The sequence below is a fragment of the Shewanella sp. HL-SH4 genome (assembly GCF_051164845.1).
GTDB lineage: Bacteria > Pseudomonadota > Gammaproteobacteria > Enterobacterales > Shewanellaceae > Shewanella > Shewanella glacialimarina.
On record NZ_CP195037.1, the window covers coordinates 219,182 to 233,128 of the forward strand.

The 13,947-nt window shown below is 40.1% G+C and carries 9 protein-coding genes; 4 read left to right on the top strand and 5 right to left on the bottom strand.

From position 1 onward, the window contains the following. Positions 1 to 226: 226 nt before the first annotated feature. A complete protein-coding gene (gene fadE, locus ACRWQL_RS01955; RefSeq protein WP_434952042.1) occupies positions 227 to 2,674 on the top strand; it encodes an acyl-CoA dehydrogenase FadE in 2,448 nt (815 codons plus the stop codon). A gap of 69 nt (positions 2,675 to 2,743) precedes the next feature. After that, positions 2,744 to 3,175 (top strand): PaaI family thioesterase, encoded by a 432-nt coding sequence (locus tag ACRWQL_RS01960; protein WP_434926018.1) that lies wholly within the window; start codon positions 2,744 to 2,746, stop codon positions 3,173 to 3,175. Between the two features lie 102 nt (positions 3,176 to 3,277). Here ACRWQL_RS01960 and ACRWQL_RS01965 read toward each other — a convergent pair whose 3' ends face one another. The 4 genes from ACRWQL_RS01965 to dapA all read right to left on the bottom strand — a co-directional run bounded on the left by ACRWQL_RS01965 (position 3,278) and on the right by dapA (position 9,811). Then, entirely contained in the window at positions 3,278 to 6,370 is a 3,093-nt protein-coding gene (locus tag ACRWQL_RS01965; RefSeq protein ID WP_434952045.1) for an efflux RND transporter permease subunit, read from the bottom strand. Continuing rightward, complete coding sequence (locus tag ACRWQL_RS01970) at positions 6,367 to 7,449, bottom strand: efflux RND transporter periplasmic adaptor subunit (RefSeq protein WP_434952048.1); 1,083 nt, start codon at positions 7,447 to 7,449, stop codon at positions 6,367 to 6,369. Before ACRWQL_RS01970 ends, ACRWQL_RS01965 begins: the two co-directional genes overlap by 4 nt. Before the next feature lie 373 nt (positions 7,450 to 7,822). Next, positions 7,823 to 8,923 (bottom strand): outer membrane protein assembly factor BamC, encoded by a 1,101-nt coding sequence (bamC, locus tag ACRWQL_RS01975; RefSeq protein WP_434952051.1) that lies wholly within the window; start codon positions 8,921 to 8,923, stop codon positions 7,823 to 7,825. A gap of 3 nt (positions 8,924 to 8,926) precedes the next feature. Further along, the gene (dapA, locus tag ACRWQL_RS01980; RefSeq protein WP_434952054.1) at positions 8,927 to 9,811 is read right to left on the bottom strand and encodes a 4-hydroxy-tetrahydrodipicolinate synthase; all 885 of its coding nucleotides are present in this window, start codon (positions 9,809 to 9,811) and stop codon (positions 8,927 to 8,929) included. Positions 9,812 to 10,160: 349 nt separating this feature from the next. On the opposite strand from dapA, the gene ACRWQL_RS01985 reads away from it, so the two are divergent. Further along, the gene (locus ACRWQL_RS01985; protein ID WP_434926013.1) at positions 10,161 to 10,700 is read left to right on the top strand and encodes a glycine cleavage system protein R; all 540 of its coding nucleotides are present in this window, start codon (positions 10,161 to 10,163) and stop codon (positions 10,698 to 10,700) included. 92 nt (positions 10,701 to 10,792) lie between these two features. After that, positions 10,793 to 11,257 (top strand): thioredoxin-dependent thiol peroxidase, encoded by a 465-nt coding sequence (gene bcp / locus ACRWQL_RS01990; protein WP_434952057.1) that lies wholly within the window; start codon positions 10,793 to 10,795, stop codon positions 11,255 to 11,257. A gap of 106 nt (positions 11,258 to 11,363) precedes the next feature. Here bcp and ACRWQL_RS01995 read toward each other — a convergent pair whose 3' ends face one another. Further along, on the bottom strand, positions 11,364 to 13,511 hold the full coding sequence (locus tag ACRWQL_RS01995; protein ID WP_434952060.1) for a cation:proton antiporter domain-containing protein: 2,148 nt from the start codon (positions 13,509 to 13,511) through the stop codon (positions 11,364 to 11,366). Positions 13,512 to 13,947: the final 436 nt, after the last annotated feature.

A 13,947-nucleotide genomic window follows, 5' to 3' on the forward strand; every position in this document is an offset into this window, starting at 1 on the left:
GTTTTGATCAATTTTACCTTGTGAGACATATTGTATCTTGTGTGGTATGTGAGTGAAACAAGATTGAGATATATAAATTTAAACAATTGTTTGAATAATACTTGTATTCATTGCTACATAAGGTTAAATTTTATGTTGCACAGGTCAGACCACGGTCTATACTTGTGATTAAGATCAATAAAAAATTAGCCATTCAGACTGAATTTGGCTTTAAGGAGAGAGTAAAGTGACCACCCTACTTTTGATCATCGCGATGATCTTTGTGCTCGGCACAATGTCTTACCTAAGGGTATCGCTTGTCACCACCACGATAGCAGCAGCTGTTGTTTTAGGTGTTGGTAGCGCAATGGACATCGTTGGTACTATTACATGGGCTGTATTCCTTGTAATAGCATTACCTTTTAACATTAAATCATTTAGACAAAATTTTATCAGCCGTCCGCTGCTTAAAGTGTACCGTGGTATCATGCCTGAAATGTCTTCGACTGAAAAAGAAGCAATTGAAGCAGGTACGACCTGGTGGGAAGCGGATTTGTTCGCTGGTAATCCTAACTGGAGTAAACTACACAACTACCCACAATCTCGCCTTACCGCTGACGAACAAGCCTTCCTAGACGGCCCTGTTGAAGAAGTGTGTAAAATGGTTAATCACCACATGGTGTCGCATGAACTCGGTGATTTACCTCAAGATGTGTGGCAATACCTAAAAGACCATGGTTTCTTTGCGATGATCATCAAAAAGAAATATGGCGGTTTAGAATATTCTGCTTATGCTCAATCACAGGTTTTACAAAAGCTTGCTGGTGTTAGCAGTGAACTTGCATCAACTGTCGGTGTACCAAACTCTTTAGGCCCTGGTGAATTGTTACAGCACTATGGCACTGCTGCGCAGCAAGATCATTACCTACCTCGCTTAGCCAAAGGATTAGAAGTCCCTTGTTTCGCATTAACCAGCCCAGAAGCTGGCAGTGATGCAGGCTCAATTCCAGATTTTGGTATTGTCTGTAAAGGCGAATTTGAAGGTGAAGAAGTATTAGGTATGAAGCTAACATGGAACAAGCGTTATATTACGCTTGCACCTGTCGCGACCGTACTTGGTTTAGCTTTCAAGCTACGCGACCCTGATGGATTACTAGGCGATAAAGAAGAGCTAGGTATTACCTGTGCTTTAATCCCAACTAATATCCCAGGTGTAGAAACTGGTCGCCGCCACTTCCCACTTAACTGTATGTTCCAAAACGGTCCTACCCGTGGTGAAGAAGTGTTTGTACCATTAAGCTTTATTATTGGTGGACCAGAAATGGCTGGCCAAGGCTGGCGTATGCTGGTTGAGTGTTTATCGGTTGGCCGTGGTATTACCCTGCCATCTAACTCTGCTGGTGGTGTAAAAACTGCTGCAATAGCTACTGGTGCCTACGCACGCATTCGTCGTCAGTTCAAACTACCGATTGGTAAGTTAGAAGGGATTGAAGAACCAATGGCACGTATAGGCGGTAATGCATACTTAATGGATGCAGTCACTAGCTTAACAACCACTGCAATTGATTTAGGTGAAAAACCATCTGTTATATCAGCGATTGTTAAATTTCACTTAACCGACAGAATGCAGAAATGTATTATCGATGCCATGGATATCCACGGCGGTAAAGGTGTATGTTTAGGTCCAAACAACTACTTAGGCCGTGGCTACCAAGCCGCTCCTATTGCTATTACTGTTGAAGGCGCAAATATTTTAACTCGTACTATGATCATTTATGGTCAAGGTGCAATTCGCTGCCATCCTTATGTATTAACAGAAATGGAATCGGCGTTTGATACTGATGCAGCCCGTGGGTTAGCCACCTTTGATGATGCGATATTTGGTCATATTGGTTTTGCTACCTCTAACTTTATTCGCAGTTTCTGGATGGGATTAACGGGTGCTCGTTTCTCTAACGCACCTTACTCAGATAAGACTAAACGTTACTACCAACAGATGAACCGTTTCAGTGCTAACTTAGCGTTATTGTCTGATTTAGCAATGGCGACCTTAGGTGGAAATCTTAAGCGTAAAGAGCGTATTTCAGCTCGTCTAGGTGACTTATTAAGCCAGCTATATCTTGTGTCAGCAACATTGAAACGTTATCAAGATGAAGGCCGTTTAACTGAAGATTTACCTTTAGTTCAGTGGGCTGTTGAAGATTCATTGTATAAATTACAAGATTCTTTAGATGACTTACTTAACAACTTCCCTATGGGATTAGGTCATGTATTACGTTGGGTTATTTTCCCATTCGGTCGTCCAGTTAAGCGTCCTACAGATGTAATGGATCATAAAGTCGCTAAGATAATGCAAACACCATGTGCAAGCCGTGACCGTTTAGGTAAAGGTCAGTTCTTTACTAACTGCGAGAACAATCCCGTAGGTATTCAAGAACAAACCTTTATCGATATTCTAGCTTGTGAGCCTTTATACGACAAAGTGTGTAAAGCCGCTGGCAAACGACTCCCTTTCATGTGGCTTGATAAGATTGCTGCTGAAGGTAAAGCACTGGGTGTTCTAAGTGAAGCTGAAATTGCTTTATTAGAACGTGCAGAGATTGGTCGCTTGAAATCTATCAACGTTGACGATTTTGATACTGAAGAGCTACGTGCCAATATCAAGTTACCCGCTAAGCAAGAAAAAGCTGCTTAACAGATAGATTAGTAAAAGTAATATTAAGGGTAAAGCTATGCTTTACCCTTTTTTATTGAGGAAATTTCAATGAATATACGTCAAATGACAGGCCTGCAAATTATGCAGGCTATGTTAGCAGGTGAACTCCCTGCCCCTTCAATCACACAAACGATGCCAATGAAGGCTGTCTCAGTTAGCGAAGGAGAAATTACCTTTGAAGCAGCCGCAGATGAAAGACACCTAAACCCTATGGGTGGAGTGCATGGCGGCTTTGCAGCTACAGTACTTGATTCAGCCACTGCCTGCGCGGTTCATTCCGCATTACCAGCTGGCGCTAGCTACGCCACTATCGACTTGAATGTAAAAATGGTTCGGCCTGTACCTAAAAATCAACCGGTATTTGCGATAGGCAAGCTAGTTAACTTAAGCACCAGTTTAGCAATATCCGAAGCAAGGCTAACCGACAAACAGGGTCGATTACTTGCAACTGCAACCGCAAGTTGTATGGTAAGCCGCTAGGATCTGCATATAAAAAAAGAGCCCGTCAAATGACGGGCTCTTTTTTTATATCTTAAACAGGACAATAGTGGATTAACAACCCTGTATTATCCGATTATCTGTTTACTCTCGTAACTCTTGTTCTAATTGTTTGGCAACCGTATCTGGAGAGTGACTATTTTTAGCAAACAAATTATAAGCCACAGGCACAACAACCAAGGTAAAAAATGTTGCCAAAGTAATACCAGATAAGACCACAACACCAATTACATAGCGGGTTTCTGAACCAGCACCAACCGCCATCACTAAAGGTAATGCTCCAGCAGCGGTTGTAATACCTGTCATCAAAATAGGCCTTAAACGTTGGGTAGAAGCTTGTAATATTGCTTCGTTAAATTCCACGCCTCTATCTCGCAACTGATTAGCGAACTCAACAATAAGTATGCCATTTTTAGCAGCTAAACCTACCAGCATGATAATACCAATTTGACTATAAATATTGATACTCTGTCCGGTAAACCATAATCCCAGCAAAGCACCTAAGGTGGCTAATGGCACTGTTAACATGATAATCATTGGATGAATAAAGCTTTCAAACTGAGCCGCTAACACTAAGAATACAATTCCTAAAGCTAGCAAGAAGACAAAATTCATCGAACTGCCTGACTCTTGATAATCTAATGAAGGCCCTTTGTAACTTACCACCGTCTCAGCAGGTAAATAAGTTGAGGTTAAGTCATTTAGATAAGCAAGTGCTTCTCCCAGACTGTAATCTTCGGCTAGGTTAGCCTCAAGAGTAATTGACCTCATACGATTATAACGATTAAGTGAGCTAGCATCAGCAAACTCTTCAATAGTGACCAGGTTAGATAGTGGAATTAATTCATTGGTGCGCGCAGAACGCACATAAAGGTTTTCCATATCACTGGCTGTGCTTTGACTTTCTCGATTACCTTCAATGATGACATCATACTCTTCACCATCACGCATAAAGGTGGTCACTAGTTTTGAACCTAACATGGCTTCAAGTGTGCGGCCAATATGCGAAACAGACACGCCTAAATCGGCTGCTCTAACCCGATCAATGATCACACGTAACTGAGGTTTTGTTTCTTGGTAGTCATGATCTAAACCAATTAATTTGGGATTATCTTTGGCTTTTTCAAGAATAATATCACGCCATTCTGCTAACTCTTCATAGCTAGGGCCGCCCAGTACAAATTGAACTGGTTTACCGACTCCGCGACCAAATGCCTGTCGCATAATTGGGAACGCACGAATACCCGCTAAATCTGATAATCGGCTACGAATATCGCCAATAATAGCATTAGCACTTCTACGTTGTCCCCAATCCTCAAGTACGATAATCGCCATACCATTAGAAAAATCTGTTGCGGTGCCAAATCCCCGCGGTGCACGGATAAGCAAACGCTTAATATCACCACTTTCGACTAATGGCATTAAACGCCCTTCAACTTCATCCATATATTCTTCAATATATTCGAAGCTAGCACCTTGAGGACCATTAACCATTAAGAACATAGAACCACGATCTTCTTGTGGGGCAAATTCCTGAGGCACTTTTTGCAATAAATAACCACTAATAACAAAGGAGATAAGTACTAAGGCACTGACGATTAATGGCTTTTTAAATGCCTTAGCAAGGCTAGATTTATACATTGATGATAAGCGATCCATCAATTTATCAATCTGACGCACTAGCCATGAACCTTCGCTGGAAGGTTTTAGCAGCTTAGAACACATCATGGGGCTAAGGGTTAATGCAACGATACTTGAGAAAATAACCGCGGCGCTCATTGTCACGGCAAACTCTTTAAATAACTTACCTAAGTCCCCTTCAAGGAAAGTGATTGGCATAAATACCGCAACCAATACAAGGGTGGTCGCTACAACAGCAAAAGCCACTTCTCGGCTGCCTAAATATGCCGCTTTTAGCGGTGAATCACCCTGCTCAATTCTTCGGTGAATATTTTCTAACATCACAATGGCGTCATCAACCACCATACCAATAGCTAGAATCATCGCTAACAAAGTCAATAAGTTAATTGTGTAATCAAGTGCATATAACACTGTAAATGTGGCGAGTAATGATACCGGAACGGTAATAGCAGGGATCAACATCGCTCTGACACTACCCAAAAACAAATAAATCACAATGATGACTAATATCATCGCGATAAATAAAGTTTGGTAGACCTCATCAATTGAGCGTTCAATAAATACTGAGCTGTCATAGGACCGCTTAATTTCCATACCCGCAGGTAGAGTAGGATTGAGTTGATCAACCAGTGCATTTGCAGCTCGAGCTACTTCTAGGGTATTTGCCGTTGATTGTTTACTGACTCCAAGACCAATCATTGCCTCTGTGTTACCACGGAACACAATCCGCTCTTCTTCACTGCCAATCTCAACTCTGGCAACATCACCTAACTTAACTAAATAGCCATCTTCGCCTTGGGTAAGCACTAAATTAGAAAAGTCTTCTGGGGTACGATAAGCACGCTCTAATCGAACAGTAAAATGACGATCTTCAGATTCTATAGATCCTGCAGGAAACTCCACGTTTTCCGTTCTCAATGCGTTTTCTATATCAGTAACGGTCAAGTTACGTGCCGCTAAAGCTTGGCGGTCTATCCATATGCGCATTGCATACACTTTTCCGCCGCCTAAACGCAGCGTAGACACACCGTCAATGACTGAAAATCGGTCAACTAAATACCGATTGGCATAATCTGTCAGCTGCAATATGTCCATTTGATCTGAGACCAAGTTAAGCCACATTATCACTTCATCGCTGCCGTTGGCCTTATAAATGGATGGTGCGTCAGCTTCTTCAGGTAATTGATCTAGTAGACCAGATATTCTATCTCGAACATCATTAGTTGCTGCTTCGATATCTCGGTCAATATCAAACTCGATTGTGACACTCGAGCGGCCATCGGAGCTGGATGAATTAATGTTGCGAATGCCTTCTACACCACTTATTCTGTCCTCTATCAACTGAGTTATGCGGCTTTCAACAACTGAACTGCTTGCCCCGCGATAGCTGGTTTCAACAGATACAATCGGGGGGTCGATGTTAGGATATTCGCGCAAAGGTAATTTATCAAATGACACTAAACCCAAGACAATCAATAGAATACTGATTACTGAGGCGAAAACAGGACGTTTGACCGATAAATCCGTTAAGATCATGCTGCTGTCTCCGTCGAGTTAACATTGACGAAATTAAAGTTTTCAGCTTCCTGTAATGTAACTTTGTCACCTGGACGTACTTTTAAAATACCCCGTATAATAACATGTTGGTTTTCAGCTAATCCTTCAGTAATTTCAACCCAACCCCGCATCCTGACGCCTAATTTCACCTGAATTTGAATCACTTCATCTTGCTCATTGGTGCTATAGACATAATGCTTGTCTTGGATAGGGATAATTGCTGATTCAGGCAGTAACAGTCCTTGTCGGCTTTGTTTAATCAATTTCACCTTCATTAACATCCCCGGCAATAGAGCATAATCATCATTGGATAATACAGCCCTCACCACAACAGCACGGGTATCTGGGTTAACTCGGCTATCAATAGATGTCACTGTCCCTAAAAAGATACGGTCTGGGAAAGCAACCGCTTGCGCTTCTACTTGCTTTCCAGGCTTTAATTCTTGAATAAATCGCTCTGGAATAGAAAAATCGAGTTTAATTTTACTGACATCATCCAGCGTTGTAATTTGCTCGCCGGTTGACACTAAGCTACCAAGGCTAACCTGACGTAATCCTAAGCGGCCTGAAAATGGAGCGGTAATTTTTCTATCAATTAATGCGGATGTCGCCAGCTCAATGTCTGCACGAGATAAATCAATTAAACTTTGTAATCTGTCACGCTCAAGCTCTGCAATAGTTTTACTGGTAACCAAAGTACTTATCCGGTCAAACTCTCTAAGGTGCTCAGTTAGCTTGACCTTAGCGACGTTAACTTTAGCTTGCTGCTCAGCATCTTGAAGCTGGATCAATAAGTCGTTTTTCTTGACTAAATCTCCATCTTCAAAATTTACACTTGTGACCACTTCAGTAATTTTTGAGGTCACAATTATCGATTCAAATGCTTTACCAGTTCCTATTGCCTCCACTTCATCGCGAATATCCATCAGTTTAGTAGTAGCAAATACCACATTGGGAATAGGTTTTTCGTGCTGAACTTTATTTTGTTTAGGCTGCATGGCTTGGTAGCCATATGCTGCAATGCCAACAACTGCGATTATTAATATTATTTTTTTCATCAGTTAACCATTCTTTATCGGGATATTGTAATCATGCAACGAACTAACACTGGATAATATTTTTATACTGTGTCAGATAAGTGTTTAGTGGAGTAATAGTGCAAACTAGTAAAAATAGATCACTCATCACTGCAATTATTTAATTAATTTTTCAGATATAAGTTTTTACAAAGCTCAATGAGGTAAATTACTTGATGTTGATTCTACTCAGTCAGTTATTAGCTGCAAGGCGTTTTACCTTTCCTTACAAATTACATACATTAGACACATGTATTAAATTGGTTATCTGGCTAACGTTAAAAGTTTGAATCCAAAAAAAAGAGATGCCAGTCGGCATCTCTTTTTTCAGATAAAAGTAACTAAATAATAGTCATCAAAGCACTTTACGCTGTTCTTTCATCGCTTGATAGAGACGTTGGTAAACTTCTGCAATAGCTTCGTTTTTAAGCGGTTCATCTGTTATGTCATGGAATAGAATTTTAGTTTCATCTTTGTTATCTGTAGTACGCAGCAACAGTCGATAACTACCTTTCTCAAGTGTTAATTTCTCATCGCCCCATAATGAGCTCCAAAAACCACCACTTTCTTGTAAATTAAGATAAAATAGACCTTTACTGGTATCCATGTCGATAACATCTAAGCCTAACTCAGGTAATACGATACGTAGGCGATCCCATGTTTTGCTAAAGCTAGCTTTTGCAAGCCAGTATGATTCAGCATCTGCTCCTGGTTCAACAAGATCAATATCTATCCCTAAGCTTTGCTCAATACGTGCCGCTTTAAGCGCACGCTCGCGCTCAACACCCATATACGACACTGTGTTATTAAGCATATCAATGGTATAACGACGTTTATCATCACCGGTTAAGAATATATCTTGCAGGTCTTCATCGTAATACTCTTCATGCTCGACTAGGGTAATCGCCACATCACCCGTTCTACCATGTGGTTTAACATTGATATCAAACTGATAACGTTGGCGCAGTAAATACACTTTATCATTACCGAACCAACTCGTTTCTAATACATCCTGGCTTTCTATCCAGTCTGTCTCAACAACACCAGTTTCAAAATTATCCGTACGCTTAGCAATGTTATTATTAGCTAAATAACTATTGATAACATTAAATATCTCTTGCTTTAAGTCGGTTGAATTATCAACGGATTCAATAATAATTTTAATATTGTTGCTACTTTCTTCAACATGAGTACCCTCTGCCATTGCAATAATTTGCAGTGGTGGACGAATATCTAATCGTTTGCCAACAATAGTCGTATCAACTTTGTTACTGACATTTGGAATATCGAACTCTTTGCTGTAGTTAGGTTGTTTTAATCCAGATGGAATCTTCAATAAAGCAGCCGACTGAGTTTGAACATACTCTTCATTACCATTAGCCTGGCGACGATCTATAGGCGTACTACAGGCTGCAAGCGTGGTTATCAGTAATAGAGGGGTGACTTTTTTAAACATGTATTATTGCACCTTAATTTGCGCTTTTTTCATAGACTCTAGTAACAGACCATGAAACTGCTCAGAAAGTTCAGTTAATGGCAAACGAATATGCCCATGGGTAATTAGTCCCATACGATGAACAGCCCATTTAACTGGAATAGGGTTTGCTTCACAAAATAATGAACTGTATAAACCACGCAGTGGTTCATCAATTTCAGCAGCCAGTTGTGCATTTCCCGCAAGCGCGGCATCACACATAGCTTTAAACGCATGAGGAACGATGTTATTCGCAACTGAAATAACGCCATTACCGCCAGCAAGTAAAAACTCGCGAGCAGTAGCATCATCACCGCTGTATAAAATAAAGTCATCACCACATAACTGACGTAGTAAAGCAACACGGCTGACATCACCAGTGGCTTCTTTCACGCCAATGATATTGCTAACAGAGCATAACTCAGCAACGGTTTCCGGCTTCATATCTACTGCTGTGCGGCCTGGTACGTTATACAAAATTTGTGGAATATCTGTACTCGCTGCAATAGCTTTATAATGTGCGATCAGGCCTTTAGGTGTTGGCTTGTTATAATAAGGTGTGACACCTAACATGGCACTAATGCCTGAATTTTGCATGCCTTTAGTCAGCTCTATTGCCTCAGCTGTAGCATTTGCGCCATTGCCACCAATAATGGGGACTCGTCCGGCGGCAAATTTTACGGTTTGATTAACAACCGCGATATGTTCTTTCATCGGTAAGGTGGCAGATTCGCCAGTTGTACCCACAGCAACAATGGCATCGGTGCCTTGATTGATATGAAAATCTACCAGTCTTTCAAGACTTGCATAATCTATTGTGCCATCACGATTCATTGGTGTGATTAAGGCTACGATGCTTCCGTTTTTCATCTATATTCCCCAAGTTTTCAGGATTTGCTATGTTACTGATGCTACCCACTAATGACAAGCATTAGCAGTGCTCAAATCAAAATTACCCGAAAAAGCCATTTCACCTTGATTCGGCATAAAGTAGTAGTATTTTATGCTTTATAGCGAAGAGATTACACATTCTTAATTGTTTTTTTAGATATCCCTCTTTCAGCTGATTAAAATTACACCAATTACGCCAAGTATTATTTTTATTCTATCGTTTTAAGGAGGTTTGTTACGATGATATGATAATATTACTGGTTGCATAGGCGTATAGTATGTTTAAAGACGTCAATCGATATTTCATTCGAACAAATGAGGAAAATCCATGACCAACTACCTGGTCGTTACCGCAATGGGTGCCGATCGCCCTGGTTTAGTCAGTCGCTTAGCACGCTTAGCCAGTGATTGTGATTGTGATATCGTTGATAGCCGTATGGCGCTATTTGGTAATGAATTTACTCTAATAATGATGATTTCGGGCTCATGGCCAGCAATTACAAAAATTGAAACCATGCTGCCCAGTCTCAGTGTTGAATTAGAGCTGATGACCGTGATGAAACGGACATCAAAACATGTGCCGAAAAATTATGTATCACGCGTTGAAGTGACCATTAGTGGTGAAGACCAACGTGGCACGATGAAAACAATTACCCAATTCCTAGCTGAGCGCTCACTTGATTTGGCCGCAGTACGCTCCCATGCCGATGATAATGAAGGTCTACAAACGCAGTCGATATTCTTAGCGATTAATATTCCTGATAAAGTCGATTTAGCCAAGCTAGAAACATCCATTCATCAATTGGCTGAAGAAATGAATTTAGAGTGCAGTATTAAATTAATGCAAGGCACTACGTCACCACAGTAACTATTAGCTGAACTATATTCCATTACCTATCGTATTTTGGTGTAAATCAGGGCCTAGACATACCCCTTCTGATATCTGACAAAGGAATAAATATGAACACCTTAAAAACGGGTGATACCGCCCCACTATTTACGCTACAAAACCAATTTAATGAAACTATTTCATTACAAGGCTGTCTGGATAAAGGCCCTGTATTAGTTTACTTTTACCCAAAGGCATCGACCCCTGGTTGTACTGTACAAGCTCAAGGCTTACGTGATATCAAGCAGCAACTGGATAATCTAAACATTACTGTTCTAGGCATAAGCCCAGATCCAGTTGCTAAGCTACAAAAGTTCTCAGATAAACAAGCATTAAATTTTCACTTACTCAGTGATGAAGGTCATGCTGTTGCTGATGCATTTGGCGTTTGGGGTGAAAAGAAATTTATGGGTAAAACTTTTGACGGGATACATCGATTAAGTTTTATTGTGGGTACTGAAGGTAAAGTCACTCAGTTCATCAATAAATTCAAAACTAAAGATCATCATGAAGTTGTACTTGAACTCTTTAAATAGCTTGGCTACTAGATCTATTTAACGACTTTAAATTCCAAAAATGATACAAATAAAAAAAGGCTTAGTATTAACTAAGCCTTTTTTAACAACTATTGTATCGTTAATATTAGGATTTTAACGGTGGTTCTTTTTTATCCAAAGACTCAGTCTCATCTGTAACAAGCGAATCATTAAGCACTTCATCATTCGATAATTGAATATCTAAAGTCTCAGACTCTTTCTCAAGTCTAGCCTCTTCAATCAAAGCTGCCTGCTCTTCCTCGAGTAACTTAGCTTTTTCTTGTGCCTCGAACAGAGCTAGCTCTTCCTCTTTACGGCGAGCTTTCTCAATTGCACGTTGCTCAGCTTCCTCTGCTTCACGGATAGCACGTGCTTCAGCAGCCGCTTTTGCTTCTTCTTCTGCTTTAATCTTAGCTAAACGAGCAGCTTCTTCATCTAACGCGCGTTGAATAATTGCTTGTTCCTGTGCTTCTTGAGGTAACAAACTAATTAACTCAATCCCTACGGGTAACTTTTGAGTTTCCGCGGTAATGACTTTTAACTTAGCCTCTTTGGTTATATAAACCAAAGGCATAGCTGTATCACCATAACGCTCACGAAACTTTTCATAACTGAAGTTTTCGGTAATATTAGTGACTTTAAGAACAGCACCTTTAGCCATTAAACTGGCTATTTTGGCATAGCTTATCCCTTCACCAAATAAGCATAACCGCTGTAAATAAGACTCAGACAGTTGATGACGGCCACTGCCAACATTTGTTTCACTATTATTTAGACCGAACACTTTCTCCGAACCAAACAAATCTTGAAAATGGAAACTGACCAAAGGATTCAATTGACGATAAGGAGACATAACTAACACTCTGCCTATACCGCTTAAGTCCATGTAGTTAGTAGCATGTTCAGATGCTGGGTTACCGAAGTAAACAGGAATATTTTCCATACGGGCTTGACGAATACTGTCCCAGTTACTGTCTGCTAACACAACTTTAATGTTTTTAGCTAATAGTTGGGTGGCTAATTCTCGAGCAAATTTTGAGGCTCCGAAAATAAGTAAACCTTGGTTTGAACCTTCTTTAACCCCTAAAAATTTTGCCCAGGGGCCTGCGGTTAAACTTTGAATAACTACGGTACCAATAATGATAAAAAATACTAATGGCACGATAGAGCTTGCACCGTGAACACCAAGCTCTTCTAATTTAATCGCAAACAGTGATGAAATTGCCGCAGCAACAATACCCCGTGGTGCAACCCAACTCAAAAACCACTTATCTTTTGAGGTTAAATTAGTACCCAATGCTGAGGTCCAAATACTTAATGGACGAGCAATAAGCATAACCACAAACAGCACTCCGAAAGCACCAATACCAAGCCCTAACATAGCGTTAGAATCTAAACGTGCGGCAAGCAAAATAAACAATGCTGAAATAAGCAGTACTGTTAAGGTTTCTTTAAATTCTAGAATATCGGCTATGTCTACACCACGCATGTTGGCAAGCCAGATACCCATTACAGTAACCGTTAAGAGTCCTGATTCATGTTGTAATAAGTTAGAGCCGACGAATACACCCAACATTATCGTTAACACCGCTGTATTACGCAGATAATGTGGGAAGACGTTATTTCTTAGTGCTACACCAATGAAGTAACCCGCGGCTGCACCTATGCCAAAACCAATCACTAAAGTGAGGCCCAATGCATACAATACGTGTGTTGTAGGATCTGCGGTAACGGCAACATATTCGTAAACTAACACCGCGAATAATGCACCGATGGGATCAATAACAATACCTTCCCAACGTAATATACTGGCTAATTTAGCTTTAGGTTGAACCGTACGCAACATGGGTACAATTACCGTTGGCCCTGTGACAACAACTAACGCGCCAAATAGAAATGCGACAGGCCAATCAAATCCCATAAAATAGTGCGCGGCAGGGGTAATACATGCCCAAGTAATTACTGCGCCTATGGTCACAAGATTAGTCACCATGCGGCTGTGATCTTTAATCTCTTTGAAATTGAGCGTTAATGCTCCCTCAAAAAGGATCACAGCTACACCCAATGAAATGATAGGGAACAATAGATCACCAAAAATTTCATCGGGATTAAGAATATTCAATCCAGGTCCGAGTAACAATCCACATAACAGTAGTGGTAAAATGGCAGGTAATCTTAATTTCCAGCCTGCCCATTGACACAAAAGCGACAATACACCGATTAATGCCAGCATACCCGTGATGTGTTCAACCATAATATTTTCCTTTTCTTATTCTCAATACAAGTTTTCAAGTACTGACTAATTTTTATTTGCATAACAGCTAATCCGCTAAGGATTCACTTATAGTGGCAATAAAAGTCTGGTTTAACCCAATCAATCTGTTGCTAAAGTAACATGACAGTAATTAAGACGCATAAAAAACCATCACTTACAAGTGAGGTTGCTATCAAATTAAATCACTAAGCCAATGATATTAAACTAATAAAAATTACTATTCTGACAAAATGTCGCCATGTGAAATTATGCATATAAAATACTAATTTCTATCTGTGTTCAAGTCATTTTTAGATCTAAACTATATTTTCTTTTTACTTAATAAAAACAAAATAACATTTTGATTATTAATTGTTTTAAAATAACAAAGCCTAAGACAGTGCTTAGGCTTTTAAATTATACAATGATCAAAACT